This window comes from Paraburkholderia sediminicola (assembly GCF_046027355.1).
GTDB classification, from domain to species: Bacteria; Pseudomonadota; Gammaproteobacteria; order Burkholderiales; family Burkholderiaceae; genus Paraburkholderia; species Paraburkholderia sediminicola_B.
This window is the reverse complement of record NZ_JAQQEK010000018.1, coordinates 103,804-121,127: the sequence shown is the minus strand read 5'-3', so window position 1 is coordinate 121,127 and position 17,324 is coordinate 103,804. Positions and strand designations below refer to the sequence as shown.

Here is a 17,324-nt window from a genome sequence, read left to right as displayed (position 1 = left end):
CGGTCGATGTGACCCGCCGAGGTTCGCCCCGGCGGGTTTTTTTTCGGTTTTTTTCGGCTCGGCTGCGTTCGACTTCCGGGCCAGATGGACCTACGCAATCATGATCAAGCTGATCGTCGGCCTCGGCAATCCGGGCGCCGAATACACCGCGACGCGCCACAACGCCGGCTTCTGGCTGGTCGATCAACTGGCGCGCGAAGCTGGCACGACGCTGCGCGACGAGCGGCGTTTCCACGGTTTCTATGCCAAAGCGCGGCTTCACGGCGAGGAAGTGCATCTGCTCGAACCGCAGACGTATATGAACCGCTCGGGGCAATCGGTCGTGGCAGTTGCGCAGTTCTTCAAGATTCTCCCCGACGAAATCCTGGTCGCGCACGACGAACTTGATATGCCGCCCGGCAGCGTCAAGCTGAAGCTCGGCGGCGGCAGCGGCGGCCATAATGGGCTCAAGGACATCACCGCGCATCTGTCGTCGCAGCAGTATTGGCGGCTGCGGATCGGCATTGGCCATCCGCGAGACCTGATTCCCGAGAGTGCGCGCGCCGGCGCCAAGCCCGACGTCGCCAATTACGTGCTGAAACCGCCGCGCCGGGAAGAGCAGGACGTGATCGATGCGTCGATCGAGCGCGGGCTCGCCGTCATGCCGCAAATCATTAAGGGCGAGCTGGAACGCGCGATGATGCAACTGCATCGCAATCCGTAGGCTGCGCCGCTGGAAGGTGTATGCAGTACCGCCTTCGCGCAACTATGCTGCATGGGATCGGAGTAAGCGCTGAAGCGCTAACTCCGATCGACCGCCTTGCATGGGACCGGAGTAAGCGCTGAAGCGCTAACTCCGATCGACACAGGAGAATTGATTGAGCCGCTATTGGAGTGACATCGTCCACCGTCTGACGCCGTATGTGCCGGGCGAACAGCCCGCGGTTGCACATCCGGTGAAGCTGAATACCAACGAGAATCCGTATCCACCGTCGCCGCGCGTGCTCGAGGCGATCCGGCAGGAACTGGGCGACACGGCCGATTCGCTGCGGCGCTATCCCGATCCGACGGCGCAAAAGCTCCGCGAAACGGTTGCCGCATACCACGGCATCCGCGCGGAGCAGGTCTTCGCGGGCAACGGCTCCGACGAAGTGCTTGCACTCACATTCCAGGCATTGCTCAAGCACGACAAGCCGTTGCTGTTCCCGGACATCACCTACAGCTTCTACCCGACGTATGCGCGGCTTTTCGACGTCGACTACCGGACCATCCCGCTCGACGAAAGCTTTACGATCAACGTCGACGATTACGCGGCGCCGAACGGCGGCATCCTGTTCCCGAACCCGAATGCGCCGACCGGCCGTCCGCTGCCGCTCGCCGACATCGAGCGCCTGGTGGCCGGCAACCCCGATTCCGTGGTGGTGATCGACGAGGCCTACGTGGATTTCGGCGCCCAATCGGCCATCTGTTTGATCGACCGCTATCCGAATCTGCTGGTCGTTCAGACCGTGTCGAAGTCGCGTTCGCTGGCTGGAATGCGCGTCGGCTTCGCGTTCGGCAACCCGGAGTTGATCGGCGCGCTGAATCGCGTGAAGGACAGTTTCAACTCCTATCCGCTGGACCGCCTCGCGCAAGTCGCGGCCGCGGCGGCATACGAAGACGACGCGTGGTTTCGCGACACCTGCGCCAAGGTCATTGCAAGCCGCGAGCGACTGGCCTCGGGGCTGACGGCGTTGGGCTTCGAAGTGGTGCCGTCGGCGGCGAACCTGCTGTTCGCTCGCCACGAAGGCTACGACGCCGCAACGCTCGTGCTGCGACTGAGGGAAAAGGAGATTTTCGTGCGCCATTTCAAGGCGCCGCGCATCGATCAGCATCTGCGTATCTCGGTTGGCACCGACGCCGAATGCGACATTCTGCTGGACGCGTTGCGCGAGATCTTCAGCGCGTACGTCGGCTAGCACGGCGCAAAACGTTGCCGCAAAAGAAAACGGCGAGGCCAAAAAGCCTCGCCGTTTTTTTTAGACTTCGTCCCTCACGCGCCCTTCGCAGCCTGCAGCGCGTGATACTTCGCCATCAAACCATCGGGCGTCTCCAGATGCTCCGGGTCGCGCGGAATACACTCGACCGGGCACACCTGAATACACTGCGGCTCGTCGAAATGCCCGACGCACTCGGTACATTTCTTCGGGTCGATTACATAGATTTCCGGGCCCATCGAAATTGCGTCGTTCGGGCACTCGGGCTCGCATACGTCGCAATTGATGCACTCAGACGTAATAATTAGCGCCACTCTACCACCTACTTTCCATTACTTTTCAACAACTTAGCCAAGTCTGTCGGACGGTGACTTGTCACGATTTCCGACGATCCGCTCAAAATGCTCGACCTCTGTTGCACCACGTTTGCACAGCTTGCGAACACACCAGGTTGTGCAAAACACACTGTACACCTAGCGCTTATCGCATGCTGCACTCGCAGCGCAACCATCTTCTAGCATGGCAGGTGAACGGCATCAAGCGAAACGTGAATTTCGACATTCTAGCGTTGCATCAGTATTATGGCCCCATAACAAAAATAATAAGGGTCAAAAATGACAATAACCAAAAAAGACCGCAGCGCATACGCTAGCCAAAAATCCCACGCCAAACAGCGCAGCATTATCTTCAACCTGACTTTCGATGAATGGTTCGACTGGTGGCAAGCAACCGGCAAATACCCCAAACGCGGACGAGCAAAAGACTGCTACGTTATGGCGCGGTTTAACGACACCGGTCCGTATCAGCTTGGGAATATCTACTGCTGCACCGTTGCTGAAAATGCGCGGACTGGCAACAAACTAAAGCCGCGCAAAATAAGCCAGAAGACTCGCGACGCTGCTACGCAAGCCAATACTGGCCGGACACATAGCAAATCATCGCGGGATAAGATGAGCGCGAGCCAGAGTAAATGGACTCGGAAACCCGCGCAGTTTGAAAAGATGGTTGAAACCCGACGCACTAACAGAATGTAAGCTTGAACTGTACAGCCGCTGCTGAATCTCTAAGCGAGAAATACACCGCGTATAGCGTCGAAACGACGGTTCCATTCGCATACTGTCCAGTCTTCAGATCGAGTAAATCCTCAGTGGTCGTAAAGCGACCGATGCCTGCTGACTTATCATATTGCTGATCGTCGCCCCACGCCACGACGTCGGTGTAAGCAGCTTTCGCGATTTGTTCGCTATCTGTTTGCGCGCAGAACGGAAAGTACACATTCGCCCCGGGAAGAGATTTCCATTCTAGTGATCGTGCTGTGTTCATACTGCTCCTTTGAAGTTTGAGTTGAAGGAGCTAGCGAACAGCGTGGCGTATTGGCGCTCGTTTAAACGGCAATATGGCACGCTGCTCTGCTAGCGATCCGGTGTTACTGCTTGCGGGTGTTTCATGATTGAAATCCCAAGGTTGATGTGCTGTAAGTATCCAAGACTGGATACAGGGGTACTACGGGTGTTACTTAAAAATGTGTCAGCTTGAACTTGACTGCCGCTGCTGCCGCAGAAGGATCATTGATATAGAAATCGACCTCGACTCGGTAAAAATTTTGCTCATGCCACGAAGGCCCAAGCTTCAATGTCTTTAGGTCTATAAATGTTCGCTGAACCTCAATATGCCCGAAGTTGACACTGACGTACTTAGAGTCGCCGAATTGCGCTTTAGCTGCCCGCGCGAATTTCGCTAATTTCCGCTTGTTATGTCCTAACATTACGACTTCGTATCGGTTTTGGTTTGTGGTTTCTTCGAACCACTTGTAAAGCTGTACCTGCATTTTTTAAATCCTCAGTGAAAATAATTGTAATGTTTTATAGCCGTGTGGGGACTTCCCGAGCGCTTCAAAGCGTGATCGGGGACTTAAGTCTTGCGCGGCTAAATTTTTAAAGATCGGGGTTGCCGCTGCTATCGGCGTCGCTTGCGTCGTGAAGCGATGACCGGATTATTAATCACGCGGATAATCAGTGTCAACGACGAAAACCACCTTTCCGTAAAATATTTTTATTCCCCGACATAATCACTTTAAAATAAAAAACCACCTTTTCCGAGATGGAAAAAGGTGGTTTCAAATCAGCGAGTTACAGCGTTATTTTCGTATGCGTGCAAGTTTTACCGATCAGTACATACCGGGGATGATCATGCCAGGATTCATAGTGCCGCCAGCACCGGGCATAAAGTTGGAGCCGCCGCCCAGACCATTCATCGGGTTCGAATTTTCGCTCGCAAGCATATTGTTCAGAAGCGTCTGATAGCTGCTCGTCGAAGTCGGCAACGCAGAAGTCCCCATTGTCGGCATCGCCATGATCGAGGACGCTGGATTCGTCATCATTGGAAGCGGTGCAGGAGTTGGCATCGCATTCGTGACGCCTCTACCAGCACGTGGTGAACGGGCCATTGCCGCAGGAGCTTGCCAAACGCGTTCACCATTTGTGGGTCGGTCAAGAACTTGCTTTCCGCGATCTGGTCGGATCGCTGTGCAAACTCCTTGTTGACAGCCGCAAAGCCATGAACGTTGTTTTCCAGCATACCGTTTAGACGGTTGCGGATGCTTGCATAGTTGGAAAGCTGCCATCTGTCTGCTGATGCTAGGTCGGACGGATTACCCATGCGTTGCATGTAGTTGTCCAAATACATCTTCGCCATGTGCAGGTCAGCAGGTGAAATCACCTGATAGCCTGTGTTATTGCCGGTCATCACGTTCTTGATAACTGGCTCGTCGTTCAATGCGTTTGCCTTGTTTACGCCGACCGCATCAACTGCCTTCTGCATGATTGGCGTATTCAGCAAGTCTTCCAGATCACCTTGCACACGCATTGGCGCGGCATTCTCAAGTACGTTTTGATACATTGGTGATGTAACGTTGTGGCGCTCACCTTCCAACAGCGCTGTCTTTGCGTCGTTACCTGCAAGACCATTCCAACCTGCAACTAGGTCGTTGTTTGGCTCGCTGAACGCGTTTGCGATTGCTGGATCGCCTTCGTTCTGCGCAACAACATTGGCGCGCGCCAAGTTCTTCTGCATTGCTGGTGTGTTGAATACCGCTTGATCCTGCTGCGGAGTAACAGCACCAAGCTCAGTGTTGCCCTTTGCTGCAAGTGCATCTTGTGACTGCGCGAACGCATCTTTCTGTGCTTGCAGATCGGCGTCGCTAGTTGACGCACCACGCAAGAACTGAGTATTAGCATCAGAGTTTGCGTTGGCGCGTGCTGCCAATCCGCCGTTGTTGTCGCTCTTGTCTAAGCCCTGTTGAATCGCTTGAACTGTTGGATCCTGCGTTGCTTCCGCTGCTGTGCGTTGATAGCCCGGTACTGTGCTTTGTGCGTTTGCCTTCAACTCTCCTGCTACCGTATTTGCATCTGCACCGTTTAAGTTGATGTTCTGCGCAACCTTTGATGCCATTGCCTGCTCTGCATCAGAAAGTGGTGCTCCTGAAACTGAGTTAGCTGCTGCCGCATCTGCTGCTGCAAGCTTCTTGCCTGTGCCTGTCATCAGCGAGATAACTGGCTTTGTCGCGCTTGCTACACCGTGCATAGCAGGACCAAGCACCATATTTGTAGCACCGCCTAATGCTGCTGCCTTTGCAATGTCGCCAGCTGAACCACCGTCCAATGCTGTTGAAGCTGCTGCCTGTGTGCCACCTTGTACTGCTTGATTACCCATGAAACCAGCAGCGCGTGCCAACCAAGGTGCGGACTGCGCAACCTTGATTTCAGGTGCTGCCATAGCTGCTGCTGTTGACAGCGCTGTATTGCCAACAAAGTGACCGGCATTGAACGCTGTCTGATTGCCGTTATAGTCACATCTACGGTAGCGTCCCAACTGTGCCAGCAACCTCAACGACCGTTCAAGTCAAAGCTGCTGATGTGAATACGCTGTCTACTCTGGCAACGCAATGCAGCACAAACCGGCTCACGATTGCTGCTGCAAACCAGACTATTATCGCGCCAACGACCAACACAACAATCACCAGAGCTACAGCATGGGGTTCTGGCACAACGGGCATTACTTGCGTGGCGTCCTTTACATGGGCTTCAGAAGCCTCTGCATCAGCGTTCTTTAACACTGGTGGTTATGTGACATTGAGGCTTGCGCATCCCACAACATCAACGACCCAAGACAACGCTTGGAATAGCACCTTGTCCGCCTTCGGAACGATGGTTTTCAGTGGTAGTGGTAGCACAAAAGCAGGTGGTAATGGCTCAATGACCTCGCTCGCATATTCTGCATACACAGCAGCAGGTACGGCTGTCATGAATGCAGTAGCCATGACAACAGCAGCATATACGGCCAATTACATCACCGTAACGTTGAAGAAAATAACGAACGGCATGTCGATCACAGTCTTACTAGAAGATAACCACACGAACAGCTACTACGACTCTGTAGCAAGTGGCACCAATGCAGCGTTTGGTTGGTCTGTTGCCAGTGACACAGCAAACTTGGCAACGACCATTTCTCAGCCAACATTCGCAAAGACAACGAATTTCTGATGGCGGCGTCACTCTTCGCTTGATGGTGGCAACCATGGTTTTACCATTGGTTATACCAACAACAAAGGAGTGCCAAACGTGTCCTACGAGATTCCCCGTCCTGCAAAGCTGCTTGTCCAAGTCGATAGCAAATATATCGGCATTGGTGCAGGTCGCACACACAAAGCTGGCAAGAAATGTAAGGTCCAGCGCTCCCCTGCAAACCCCGGTGAGTTTGTAATTTGGTTCGGGAAAACAGAGTACGCCAAAGTCGCTGCACTGCGACTCACCGAAACCATCCAGTACACAGATGGCAGGGAACAGCTATGAACCTCGTCAACCTCGCTCGCTGGATCGACACACACGATCGACCGCACCCAACGCTGATCAACAGCGACCGCACGCTAACTGTTTTTTCCGTTGAAATCGACTTTCTTGGAAACGCACACGTAATTTCTGACGTTATCCCCGCAACGCTGCAAGACGCACGCAACCTGCTTGGCTACTAAGGAGACCTGAAATGATCAAAGAACTGTCAATGACCCCGGACGCAATCAAGAAACGCGAACTCCGCGCACAAGCAAAGATGGCTGAGTTAGCAAAGCAAATGGAGCTTCCACAGCAACCAGAATTCACAGTACTCAAAGTTGGTCACGCGTTCATCAAGGGCAAGGGCAATGCGAAGCCTAAAAAGGATTCAGTGTGGGGCATTTTGCTAACCGGCGATGTACTTGTGAAGTTTTACGGTCGCCGTGGAGGCGCTATCCGCTTTAAGCAGGAACCGATCAGTGCGCTGGACGCTGCACTTGTGCTGTACGGCCAAAAGCTTGCAGGTACGGACGTAAAGCGCCTGAAACACGATGAAGTAGCTGAATCGGAGCAAACAGCATTGCTTGGTGAAGGCTGGTCCGAAGCGCTGTTTGCACGCTACAAGCAAGCACTCGCGGATAACAAGGTTGATACGTATGTCGCTCAATCCGCTGCCAAGCCCCAACCTGCTGTCGATCCCCGGCAAACAGCTTGGAAGTGGCCCACTGCTGCTGAGATGACGCAAGCAGCAAGTTCATCCACGGTTGTGCTATAACATATAAGGGAGCTACCACCGTGAGGGAGCAAATGGACATTCTCAAGTTTGAGGCCGACCTTGAGTTGCAGCGGGCGACGATCTCCAAGCTGATCGAAGAACAAGCAAAGCTTCGCACTGAGCGACAGTGGATGCCTTTTGTCTGGGGTGCTACGTTTGCGTCAGCAGTGTTCGGTATCACGATCGCACTGATCAAAGTGCTGCACTAAACACGCAGCAGCAAACAAAAAGGCCGCATGTAGCGGCCTTTTCTTCTGCTAAATAGATTTGACGCGGGCGTCTACTGATTGGGTTTTAGGCTGTGGTTTTGGACCTTAACACAGCAGAGTTTACTGACTGTAGATGACTTGCACAGAATCCTGGCGTCAGGGTCATAAAGGGGAGCAGCGCTCCCCTTTTCTACGACTAGCCAATCTTCAACGCTAGTTCCTGCGGTGTGGTGTGGTAATAGCGCGCGAGCATTTTGGGATTACTGTGTCCTGTTACGTGGCTCAACTCGATCACGTTAGGCAGCTTTTTAGCGAGACGTGTTGTTGCCATGTGTCGTAGGTCGTGGAAGCGGAAGTCTTCAATACCTGCGCGTTTGCAAGCTCTCCACCATGCGCTATCAACAACCAAGCGCGTAATTGGGAATACATGCTTCCCCAAACGGGGCATTGCAGATAGCACTTCAACAGCTTTGCTACTAAGCGGAACCGTACGAGCTTTGCCATTCTTAGTAATAGGCAAGCGTGCTGTGCGATCCTCCAGATTTACATTAGTCCAAGTCAAACCAAGTAGCTCACCACGACGCATTGCTGTTTCAAGAGCAAGCTTTACAAGTGGCAACAGATACGGACTACGCAAGCCGTGAGCAGCAGGATTTAACTCATGCAGTAATAGCGCAAGCTCTGTGTCGTTCAAGAGACGTTCACGACCGGGAGGCAGTTTGGGCTTTTTGACCTTGGGAACGGGATTCTCAATCTGCAAGCCCCATTCCTTGCAAGCGTGCGTAATGATGCCCTGTATGTTCATCAACTCACGTGCAACAGTAGCAGGACCAACTTCTTTCAAACGCTCGTCACGGTACTTGCCAATTACAAGTGGCGTCAAATTATAGACACTGTATTGGCCGATCCAGTTGTTAGCAATTTTGCCGAGTCGATACCACTCGCTCTTGTTGTCGTAATTGCGTTTGGGTATCTCGACCTCACGGAAGCGTTCAACAAGGTCTTTAAACAGCAGATTGCGTTCTGCTGATGTATCAACGTAGGAACGGCTATACATGGCAGCTTCTACTTCTGCTGCCCATGCTTTGGCCTCTGCTTGTGTGTCGAAAGTTTTGTTTTGCTTGGGGTAGCCCTTTACAGCTACCCGCGCGAGCCATTTGCCGTTACGCGGGACAAAGCTTGCCATTTTGTAAGCCTCATTTGCACTCTAGTTGCACTTTCGAGGCACTTTGTGGCGGCTAACTTGGCTAAGTCCTTGTACGGTAAGGGGAAGTTTGACTAACTCTCACGGCGAGCAACGTGCCAATTGATGCACTCGTCGGTAATCATCAAGGCCATACTTCTCTCACTTCACGCCGGCCGCAGCCAGCTCTGATCCGTCAAACCGACAGTTTACGCCGGTTACGGCTGTCCCGCCGACGCGCCGCTAGCCGGATCCATCGCCGCGACCTTTTCCGTCAGCCATTTTTCCACCGACGGGAACACGAACTTGCTGACATCACCGCCGAGTTGCGCGATTTCGCGCACGATCGTGCCCGAGATGAACTGGTACTGATCGGACGGCGTCATGAACATGGTTTCGACGTCAGGCAGCAAATAGCGGTTCATGCCGGCCATCTGGAACTCATATTCGAAGTCCGACACGGCCCGCAGACCGCGTACGATCACCCGCGCGTTATTGGTGCGCACGAAATCCTTCAGCAGCCCCTTGAAGCTCATCACCTGAACGTTCGGGTAGTGCCCGAGCACTTCGTGAGCGATGTCGAGGCGCTCTTCGAGCGTGAAAAATGGCTTCTTGTTGCGGCTGTCGGCAACGCCGACCACCAGCGTGTCGAAAATGCTCGACGCGCGCCGAACGAGGTCTTCGTGACCGCGCGTCAGCGGGTCGAACGTGCCCGGGTACACGGCGACTACCATGAGACTTCTCCTCTCTTCAGACAAAGGGGCACGTCAAAGCGTCCACGCGACGCATTTGGCACCGACCGCGCCCGTGACGACAAACCGCCCGGCGCTTGTTTTGGAACGCGCATTATTCCTTATTTTCGCGCTGCAGCAAATGAAAGTGGACAGCGCCCGCTTTGCCTTGCCGCACGATTTCCCACCCGGCGAGCGTCTCGTTCCCATCGAGCTCGAGCGCCTCGCCCGCTTCCACATATAGAAATCCGTCCGCGCTCACGAGCGGTACCGCCAGCGCGAGCGCTCTGCCGAGCAGATCGTCGCCGAACGGCGGGTCGAGAAAGACCACGTCGAACGATCCGGGCGCGAGACTCGCGGCAAGGCGTAAACCGTCTGCTTCAGCGATTTCGATCGTGCGCGCCGACAGGCGTTCCTGGTTCGCGCGCAACTGGCTGGCGGCCCGCGCATTGCGCTCCACCATCAAGACCCGTGCCGCGCCGCGCGACGCCGCCTCGAAGCCCAGCGCGCCGCTGCCGGCAAACAGATCGAGGCAGCGCTGGCCGTCCAGATTCTGGCCGAGCCAGTTGAACAGCGTCTCGCGCACGCGGTCGGGCGTGGGGCGCAAGCCGTCGAGGTCGAGCACGGGCAAAGGCGTGCGCTTCCAGTCGCCGCCGATGATACGGATGGCGTGCGGCTTGCCGCTTTTGGACGATGCGCCATGAGCGCGTGAAGGTGCGGAACGGGGCATGCAGTTTCGATTACGTTATTAAAGCGCCCGCCACAACAATGTATGCGGGCCGGAGCGCCAACGTTACCACAGCGACGCCCCGCGTCCAGCCTGGCCGTTCGGCCGATACGACGGGCGGCGGCGCGCCTGATAAAATGTGCGGCTTCCAGCGCCTTGCATCCCGCATCGCAACGCTGCCTGCCGCTCCTGCCGGTCTTGTGCCGGCTGCGCGCATCGGCGCGCGCTCTCACCACGCCAGATCATGTTCAGCTTTTTCAAACGATTCAAGGGTTCGAAAGAGTCCGATAACGCGCCAGAAGAGTCGCAAACCGCGCCAGAAGGCTCGGAGCTCGACGCCGCCGTTCAGGAGCCTGCGCCCGTCGCGCCGGCCGCCCCGCGCCCGGCCGTTGCTCCGGTTCGCGTCGAGACGCCGCCCGTGGCCGCTCCGTCCGCGATCGAGCCCGAACCCGAGCAGGAAGCATTCGCGGTCGAAGAAACCGTCGAAATCGTCCCACCGCCACTGCAAGACGCGGGCGCGAAGCGCTCCTGGCTGACGCGTCTGAAGACCGGCTTGTCGAAGACGAGTTCGAACCTGACCGGCATTTTCGTCGGCACGAAGATCGACGAAGACCTGTACGAAGAGCTCGAAACCGCGCTGCTGATGTCGGACGCGGGCGTCGACGCCACCGAATTCCTGCTCGAAGCGCTGCACGAAAAAGTGCGCACCGAGCGTCTCGCCGATCCCCTGCAGGTCAAAACGGCGCTGCGCACGCTGCTGGTCGACCTGCTCAAGCCGCTGGAAAAATCGCTGATGCTCGGCCGCGCGCAGCCGCTGGTGATGATGATTGCCGGCGTCAACGGCGCGGGCAAAACCACCAGCATCGGCAAGCTCGCCAAGCATCTGCAGAGTTTCGACCAGTCGGTGCTGCTGGCCGCGGGCGACACGTTCCGCGCCGCCGCGCGCGAGCAACTGGCCATCTGGGGTCAGCGCAACAACGTGACCGTGGTGTCGCAGGAAAGCGGCGACCCGGCGGCGGTGATCTTCGACGCGGTCGGCGCCGCGCGCGCGCGCAAGATCGACGTGATGATGGCGGACACGGCCGGTCGCCTGCCGACCCAACTGCATCTGATGGAAGAACTGCGCAAGGTGAAGCGCGTGATTGGCAAAGCGCAAGACGGCGCGCCGCACGAGGTGCTGCTGGTGATCGACGCCAACACCGGCCAGAACGCGCTCGCGCAAGTGAAGGCTTTCGACGACGCGCTCGGCCTCACCGGCCTGATCGTCACCAAACTCGACGGCACGGCGAAGGGCGGCATTCTGGCCGCGATCGCGCGGCAGCGTCCGATTCCCGTGTATTTCATCGGCGTCGGCGAAAAGGTCGAGGACTTGCAGCCGTTCAGCGCGGAAGAGTTTTCCGACGCACTGCTGGGCGGCTGAACGCCACAGCGTTCGCGGCTAAAGCAGCAAAAAGGGCACTCCGAGGAGTGCCCTTTTTTCATTCCACCTGCCGGATCGCGACAGGTCACTCAGCGTCCGGCTGCGCACCAGGCGCCGCGCGGGCAAACGCGTCGAGTTGCATCGCGTGATCGTAGATGCGCTGGATGGTCGGAAACTTCGCCGTGTCGACCTTGAAGCGCTGCGCGTTGAACACCTGCGGAATCAGACAGGTGTCGGCAACGGTCGGCGTATCGCCGAAACACAGCTTGCCGGTGCGCGCATCGCCCGCCAGATGCGTCTCAAATGTCGCGAAACCCGCTTCCACCCAGTGACGATACCAGGCGTCCTTGGCATCGTCGTCGAGACACAAGGTGTGCTTCAGATACTTCAGCACGCGCAGATTGTTCAGCGGATGGATCTCGCACGCCACCTGCAGCGCCAGCGCGCGCACATACGCGCGATCGGCGGGCGTCGCGGGCAGGAGCGGCGGCTCGGGATGCGTCTCTTCCAGATACTCGATGATCGCGAGCGACTGCGGCATCACGTCATTGCCGTCGACGAAGGTGGGCACGATCCCGTCCGCGTTCACCTTGCGGTATTCGGGCTTCAATTGCTCGCCGCCGTCGCGCACAAGGTGCACCGGCACGTAGTCGTACGGCAGATTCTTCACGTTCAGCGCGATGCGCACGCGATAGGACGCCGAGCTACGGAAATAGCTGTAGAGCTTCATGTTGTCTGTCTCCCCCAACCGGCCGTCAGACGACGCGCACGCTGAGCTCGCCGAGCCCGTCCACGCCACCCTTCATCAGATCGCCCTGCACCACCGCGCCGACGCCTTCCGGCGTGCCGGTGAAAATCAGATCGCCGGGCTGCAGTTCGAACAGCGTCGACAAATAAGCGATCGTCTCGGCCACCGACCAGATCAGTTGCGACACGTCCGAGTTCTGCTTTTCCTCGCCGTTCACCGACAACCAGATCGCGCCCTTGTCGATATGGCCGACGGTCGTGACCGGATGAATCGGACCGAGCGGCGCCGAGTGATCGAAGCCCTTCGCGGTATCCCAGGGCCGGCCCAGCTTCTTCGCTTCGGCTTGCAGATCACGGCGCGTCATGTCGAGACCGAGCGCGTAACCGTAGACGTGGTCGAGCGCGCTCTCGGCCGGAATGTTCTTGCCGCCCTTGCCGATCGCCGCCACCATTTCCATTTCGAAGTGGACGTTTTTCGACTGCGACGGATACGGAAACTCGCCGGTGGCGCCGGGCGCGACGTAGAGCACGGCATCGGCCGGCTTGGCGAAGAAGAACGGCGGCTCGCGGTCGGGATCGTGTCCCATCTCGCGCGCATGCGCCTCGTAGTTGCGGCCCACACAGTAGATTCGACGCACCGCGAACTGCTCGCTGGACCCCACAACCGGCACCGCGACCACCGGTGCGGGTGCAAATACGTAACTCATCCCGCTCTCCGTTTCTTGATGTGTGCCGCCAGCGCGGCGATAAAACATCGAGTGTAACGCGCGACAAAGCGCCGCGCGCGCCAGTTCGGCATGGACCGGCAAGGCCGGCGCCGCTGGCGCGGTGTCTCGCGGGATCGCCATAGATGCGATACTCACACTCAATAGCATCCCTTGAATACCGTGGCCAACCGCTCCAAGGCGGCATGCCAACACGTCCCACTGCGCCCGATGACCGACTCCGCCGACACCGTCAATCCCTTCCCCTGCGCCCGCTTCATCAAGGAAATCGGCCGCGGCCCGAACGGCGCCCGCGCGCTGACCGCCGACGATACGCGCGCGCTCTACACCGCGATGCTCGATGGCCGCGTGGCCGAGCTCGAACTCGGCGCGGTGCTGCTCGCGTACCGTGTGAAGGGCGAAACCGCCGACGAACTCGCCGCGATGCTGGCCGGCGCGCACGCGTCGTTCGAGCCGGTTCATCTGCCGCACGGCACGTTCCGGCCCGTCTCGATACCGAGCTACAACGGCGCGCGCAAGCAGCCGAATCTGGTGCCGCTGCTCGCCCTGTTGCTGGCGCGCGAAGGCGTGCCCGTGCTGGTGCACGGCGTCACCGAAGATCCGGGCCGCGTGACGAGCGCGGAAATCTTCACGCATCTGCAGATTCAGCATGCGCGATCACACGCCGATATCGAAGACGGTCTCGCTGAGCACCGCCTTGCGTTTGCTCCAATCGATGTGCTCGCGCCGAAGCTCGCACGTCTTCTTGCGCTGCGCCGGCGCATGGGCGTGCGTAACTCGACCCACACGCTGGTGAAAATCCTGCAGCCGTTCGCGCCCGCGGGTTTGCGCCTCGTGAATTACACGCACCCGCCGTATCGCGACAGCCTCACGCAACTGTTCAACACGCATCCGGACGCGGCCGCCGGCGGCGCGCTGCTTGCGCGCGGCACCGAAGGCGAAGCGGTGGCCGATACGCGGCGTCAGGTGCAGGTCGACTGGCTGCACGACGGCGTCTGCGAAACGCGCGTGCCGCATGAACGCTCGTCGCCCGATGCGCCGGAAGTCGACTTGCCTGAGGCCAAAGACGCGCCGACGACAGCGGCCTGGATCAGCGCCGTGCTACGCGGCGAAGCACCCGTGCCGAGCGCGATCGAACGGCAGGTCGAACTGATCGTGGACGTCGCGAGAATGCCGGTGTAACGGCCGCGGCGTAAGCGCTGCGGCGCGCTTGCCGTCGCCCGCGGCGACCCGCGCGGGTTGACACGCCGCAACGCGCCGTCATACATTAGACCCATGCGTTCCCTTCCGAACACCCTCCGAATTACCTCCGGCCGCCTAGCGCGGCCCCTATCGCTACGCCTAGCGTAAGTCAGGCGTAGCGCCGCGCGTTGGCAACTCAGGTTGTCCATCAAGTTGCCCAAAGCGCGGTCCCTCCAGCAGTTTCGCAGTTCCCGTTTCATCCCCAAAGCGTAGTTCTTCACAACCTGTAGTCGTCTGCATTCGTCCGTTTACCACGCGGACGAAGCGCGAGGATCAAATGCACGCCGCATGGGCTTTATCCACGTCCGTTTTCGCTGTCTCGATGACGCCGTTCGTTCGCGCCCGTTCGTTGTTGCCGCTAGCCATCGGCTGGCGGACCGTGCACCCGTGGCAGTCCGCCAACCGCTCGACGCCACATCCTTTCGCATCCGACACAACGAACGAGGCTCACCATGTTGCAAAATCCCGCTGAAAAATATCGCCCCTTCCCCACCGTGCGCCTGTCCGGCCGCAAATGGCCGAGCCGCACGATCGACCAGGCGCCGGTCTGGATGAGCACCGATCTGCGCGACGGCAATCAGGCGCTGATCGAGCCGATGAATGCCGCGCAAAAGCTCGAATTCTTCGAGATGCTGGTCGCGATCGGCTTCAAGGAGATCGAGGTCGGCTATCCGTCGGCGTCGCAAACGGATTTCGATTTCGTCCGCAAGCTGATCGAGGAAAACCGCATTCCCGACGACGTCACCATCGAGGTGTTCATGCCGTCGCGGGCGGAACTGATCGCGCGCACGTTCGAGGCGCTGGAAGGCGCGCCGCGCGCCATCGTGCATTTGTACAACGCGATCTGCCCGTCGTTTCGCCGGATCGTTTTCAACCAGTCGAAGGCCGAAACCAAGGCACTGGCCGTGGCGGGCACGCAAATCATCAAGGAGCATGCGCAGGCGCGGCCCGGCACGCACTGGACCTTCCAGTATTCGCCGGAAACTTTCAATGCGGCCGAACTGCCGTTTTCACGCGAGGTGTGCGACGCGGTCGCGCAGACGTGGCGGCCCACGCGCGATCACAAAATGATCGTCAACCTGCCCGCGAGCGTGGAGGCGGCGACACCGAACGTATTCGCCGATCAGATCGAATGGATGGACCGCAATCTCGGCTATCGCGACAGCATCGTGCTGTCGGTGCATCCGCATAACGACCGCGGCACCGCGGTGGCCGCCGCGGAACTGGCGCTGCTGGCGGGCGCGGACCGCGTCGAGGGCTGCCTGTTCGGCAATGGCGAGCGCACTGGCAACGTCGATCTCGTCGCGCTGGCGATGAATCTGGCTGCGCAAGGCGTCGATACGGGGCTCGATTTCTCGGATATCGAGGCGGTCCGGCGCGTCGTGGAGCGCTGCAATCAGTTGCCGGTGCATCCGCGGCATCCGTATGCGGGCGATGCGGCGATGCGCGCGAAAAGGGGGGAGCGACAAGGCGTCGCGGTGCATGAGCCGGAAATGGCCGAAACCGGTGCGGCGGATCGTCGCGAGTGGAGCGGCGTGGATCGGGAGAGCGTCTCTGCCTGAGACTCAGGGCGAGGTGAAGCGAAAACCGACGCACAAGCGCGCTACCCGCGCGCTCGCGTCAGCCGGAGCAGCCCACTCACAAGGCGCGGCCGACCCGGACACAGTGAGCTCAAAAGGCTCACTCGATTGCGCAACGCGTCGCCTGCCAGGCAATCAGGCGCCATCGCCCGTCTTCCTGCGTATGGATCGCTGTGTAGGCGATCGGAAACAGCAGCGCTCCGTTGTTCGCTTCCATTTCGATCAGCGCCCGGCCGGTCACGACACAGGTCTCGCGCCCGACCGGCAGCACCTCTTGCGACTGGATCTCGATCTGCCGATAACGGCGGCGGCCCGCGGTAATCCCGTCGATGAACTGCCGTTTCATTTCCCGCTTGCCGTTCGTGTGAACGTAGCTCACGTTCTCCGCGAGCAGCGTGTCGAGCGATTGCCCGTCGCCGTCGACCATCGCGCGAAAACGCTCTCGCTCCAGCTCGCGAACCGTTTCGATTATCTTTGCCGTCATCGCTCAGCCCCTCGCACCGGTGAGCCGAACGTGGCCACGGTTGTCAGAAGTTATATTGCAGATATAGCTGGTGGAAATTTATACCAGGATTCGGCTCTTTGATACCGCCGTTGGAAACATGCTGGAAGCGATAGCCCGCCTGGTACTGCTGGTGGCTGCCGAACTGCATGCCCACACCGGCCATTTCTGCGAACTGGAACGCAGTGCCCAATGTGAAGGTCGAAGAAATCCGGGGACTCGACAGGAGCCGGATGCCCGCGCCCAGTTCGGCGTACGGGCGGATCGAGCCCGATCCCTTGATGAAGCGGATGATCGGCGTCACGCCGACTTCGCCGATGTTGTCGTGCACGTTGCCTTCGTTGGTGTGCCACCAGGCCACATGCGCTTCCCCGATCAGCGAGAAATGCCAGTCACCGATCTGCCACCAGGTCAGATCCGGGTCCCAGACGAACCCGAGGTCGAGTTTCTTGACGTGGCGATCGCCGAGGCCACCGGCTACCTGCACGCCGAACTGGTCCGCCGAAGCCCATCCTGAAGTTCCCACTAGCACGGCGCCCGCCGTGATTTTTAGAGCCAGATCACGCAAAGCATTCTTTTTGTTGTTCATCTAACACCCGAGCTCCGTCGAACGTTGAACAATCCGTAACTGTTTTGCGTATTGTAAAGACAATCTCAATTTAGTGGATCGTATGAAGAAACCCGACTTTCCGCAATTAG

22 protein-coding genes and 1 pseudogene are annotated in these 17,324 nt (G+C 58.3%); 11 read left to right on the top strand and 12 right to left on the bottom strand.

What is annotated here, in order from left to right:
• The first annotated feature begins 100 nt into the window (after positions 1 to 100).
• Both pth and hisC read left to right on the top strand, forming a co-directional pair.
• Positions 101 to 703 carry an aminoacyl-tRNA hydrolase gene (gene pth, locus PQR42_RS27725; protein WP_408213257.1) on the top strand — a complete coding sequence of 201 codons (603 nt, stop codon included), beginning with the start codon at positions 101 to 103 and terminating at the stop codon, positions 701 to 703.
• A 154-nt stretch (positions 704 to 857) separates the two neighbouring features.
• A complete protein-coding gene (gene hisC, locus PQR42_RS27720) occupies positions 858 to 1,937 on the top strand; it encodes a histidinol-phosphate transaminase (RefSeq protein ID WP_408389053.1) in 1,080 nt (359 codons plus the stop codon).
• 74 nt (positions 1,938 to 2,011) lie between these two features.
• Here hisC and PQR42_RS27715 read toward each other — a convergent pair whose 3' ends face one another.
• Positions 2,012 to 2,269: a YfhL family 4Fe-4S dicluster ferredoxin gene (locus tag PQR42_RS27715; RefSeq protein WP_408494049.1), complete on the bottom strand. Its 258-nt coding sequence runs from the start codon at positions 2,267 to 2,269 to the stop codon at positions 2,012 to 2,014.
• Between the two features lie 300 nt (positions 2,270 to 2,569).
• Between PQR42_RS27715 and PQR42_RS27710 the strand changes: the two genes are divergently transcribed.
• Complete coding sequence (locus PQR42_RS27710; protein ID WP_408494047.1) at positions 2,570 to 2,989, top strand: hypothetical protein; 420 nt, start codon at positions 2,570 to 2,572, stop codon at positions 2,987 to 2,989.
• Here PQR42_RS27710 and PQR42_RS27705 read toward each other — a convergent pair.
• From PQR42_RS27705 to PQR42_RS27690, 4 genes are all read right to left on the bottom strand, one after another.
• Positions 2,976 to 3,278, bottom strand: coding sequence for a hypothetical protein (locus PQR42_RS27705; RefSeq protein ID WP_408494045.1), 303 nt, complete (start codon positions 3,276 to 3,278; stop codon positions 2,976 to 2,978). The genes PQR42_RS27710 and PQR42_RS27705 overlap by 14 nt on opposite strands.
• A gap of 193 nt (positions 3,279 to 3,471) precedes the next feature.
• On the bottom strand, positions 3,472 to 3,783 hold the full coding sequence (locus PQR42_RS27700; RefSeq protein ID WP_408494043.1) for a hypothetical protein: 312 nt from the start codon (positions 3,781 to 3,783) through the stop codon (positions 3,472 to 3,474).
• A gap of 339 nt (positions 3,784 to 4,122) precedes the next feature.
• On the bottom strand, positions 4,123 to 4,335 hold the full coding sequence (locus PQR42_RS27695; protein WP_408494041.1) for a hypothetical protein: 213 nt from the start codon (positions 4,333 to 4,335) through the stop codon (positions 4,123 to 4,125).
• Positions 4,332 to 5,729 (bottom strand): hypothetical protein, encoded by a 1,398-nt coding sequence (locus tag PQR42_RS27690; RefSeq protein WP_408494040.1) that lies wholly within the window; start codon positions 5,727 to 5,729, stop codon positions 4,332 to 4,334. Before PQR42_RS27690 ends, PQR42_RS27695 begins: the two co-directional genes overlap by 4 nt.
• 140 nt (positions 5,730 to 5,869) lie before the next feature.
• On the opposite strand from PQR42_RS27690, the gene PQR42_RS27685 reads away from it, so the two are divergent.
• The 5 genes from PQR42_RS27685 (at position 5,870) to PQR42_RS27665 (ending at position 7,768) form a co-directional block, all read left to right on the top strand.
• On the top strand, positions 5,870 to 6,496 hold the full coding sequence (locus PQR42_RS27685) for a hypothetical protein (protein WP_408494038.1): 627 nt from the start codon (positions 5,870 to 5,872) through the stop codon (positions 6,494 to 6,496).
• Between the two features lie 78 nt (positions 6,497 to 6,574).
• The gene (locus PQR42_RS27680; RefSeq protein WP_408494036.1) at positions 6,575 to 6,805 is read left to right on the top strand and encodes a hypothetical protein; all 231 of its coding nucleotides are present in this window, start codon (positions 6,575 to 6,577) and stop codon (positions 6,803 to 6,805) included.
• Positions 6,802 to 6,984 carry a hypothetical protein gene (locus PQR42_RS27675; RefSeq protein WP_408494034.1) on the top strand — a complete coding sequence of 61 codons (183 nt, stop codon included), beginning with the start codon at positions 6,802 to 6,804 and terminating at the stop codon, positions 6,982 to 6,984. The genes PQR42_RS27680 and PQR42_RS27675 overlap by 4 nt, the downstream gene beginning before the upstream one ends.
• Before the next feature lie 11 nt (positions 6,985 to 6,995).
• Positions 6,996 to 7,559 carry a hypothetical protein gene (locus tag PQR42_RS27670; protein ID WP_408494032.1) on the top strand — a complete coding sequence of 188 codons (564 nt, stop codon included), beginning with the start codon at positions 6,996 to 6,998 and terminating at the stop codon, positions 7,557 to 7,559.
• Between the two features lie 32 nt (positions 7,560 to 7,591).
• Positions 7,592 to 7,768, top strand: coding sequence for a hypothetical protein (locus tag PQR42_RS27665; protein WP_408494030.1), 177 nt, complete (start codon positions 7,592 to 7,594; stop codon positions 7,766 to 7,768).
• Positions 7,769 to 7,964: 196 nt separating this feature from the next.
• On the opposite strand, the gene PQR42_RS27660 is transcribed toward PQR42_RS27665, so the two are convergent.
• The 3 genes from PQR42_RS27660 to rsmD all read right to left on the bottom strand — a co-directional run bounded on the left by PQR42_RS27660 (position 7,965) and on the right by rsmD (position 10,412).
• Positions 7,965 to 8,954, bottom strand: a complete 990-nt coding sequence (locus tag PQR42_RS27660) for a site-specific integrase (protein ID WP_408494028.1) — start codon at positions 8,952 to 8,954, stop codon at positions 7,965 to 7,967.
• Positions 8,955 to 9,169: 215 nt separating this feature from the next.
• Positions 9,170 to 9,685: a pantetheine-phosphate adenylyltransferase gene (coaD, locus tag PQR42_RS27655; RefSeq protein WP_012431643.1), complete on the bottom strand. Its 516-nt coding sequence runs from the start codon at positions 9,683 to 9,685 to the stop codon at positions 9,170 to 9,172.
• A 112-nt stretch (positions 9,686 to 9,797) separates the two neighbouring features.
• Complete coding sequence (rsmD, locus tag PQR42_RS27650) at positions 9,798 to 10,412, bottom strand: 16S rRNA (guanine(966)-N(2))-methyltransferase RsmD (protein ID WP_408213263.1); 615 nt, start codon at positions 10,410 to 10,412, stop codon at positions 9,798 to 9,800.
• Positions 10,413 to 10,653: 241 nt separating this feature from the next.
• Here rsmD and ftsY point away from each other — a divergent pair, with 241 nt between their 5' ends.
• Positions 10,654 to 11,829: a signal recognition particle-docking protein FtsY gene (ftsY, locus tag PQR42_RS27645; protein ID WP_408389055.1), complete on the top strand. Its 1,176-nt coding sequence runs from the start codon at positions 10,654 to 10,656 to the stop codon at positions 11,827 to 11,829.
• Positions 11,830 to 11,914: 85 nt separating this feature from the next.
• Here ftsY and maiA read toward each other — a convergent pair whose 3' ends face one another.
• Complete coding sequence (maiA, locus tag PQR42_RS27640) at positions 11,915 to 12,559, bottom strand: maleylacetoacetate isomerase (RefSeq protein ID WP_408213268.1); 645 nt, start codon at positions 12,557 to 12,559, stop codon at positions 11,915 to 11,917.
• A 25-nt stretch (positions 12,560 to 12,584) separates the two neighbouring features.
• On the bottom strand, positions 12,585 to 13,283 hold the full coding sequence (locus tag PQR42_RS27635; RefSeq protein WP_408213271.1) for a fumarylacetoacetate hydrolase family protein: 699 nt from the start codon (positions 13,281 to 13,283) through the stop codon (positions 12,585 to 12,587).
• A gap of 228 nt (positions 13,284 to 13,511) precedes the next feature.
• Between PQR42_RS27635 and ybiB the strand changes: the two genes are divergently transcribed.
• Together ybiB and PQR42_RS27625 are read left to right on the top strand one after the other, a co-directional pair.
• On the top strand, positions 13,512 to 14,483 hold the full coding sequence (ybiB, locus tag PQR42_RS27630; RefSeq protein ID WP_408213273.1) for a DNA-binding protein YbiB: 972 nt from the start codon (positions 13,512 to 13,514) through the stop codon (positions 14,481 to 14,483).
• Between the two features lie 512 nt (positions 14,484 to 14,995).
• Positions 14,996 to 16,036: pseudogene (locus tag PQR42_RS27625) on the top strand (2-isopropylmalate synthase); the annotation flags it as partial.
• Positions 16,037 to 16,223: 187 nt separating this feature from the next.
• On the opposite strand, the gene PQR42_RS27620 reads toward PQR42_RS27625, so the two are convergent.
• The gene (locus tag PQR42_RS27620) at positions 16,224 to 16,607 is read right to left on the bottom strand and encodes a nuclear transport factor 2 family protein (RefSeq protein ID WP_408494026.1); all 384 of its coding nucleotides are present in this window, start codon (positions 16,605 to 16,607) and stop codon (positions 16,224 to 16,226) included.
• 43 nt (positions 16,608 to 16,650) lie between these two features.
• Entirely contained in the window at positions 16,651 to 17,214 is a 564-nt protein-coding gene (locus tag PQR42_RS27615; RefSeq protein ID WP_408213278.1) for an acyloxyacyl hydrolase, read from the bottom strand.
• Positions 17,215 to 17,324: the final 110 nt, after the last annotated feature.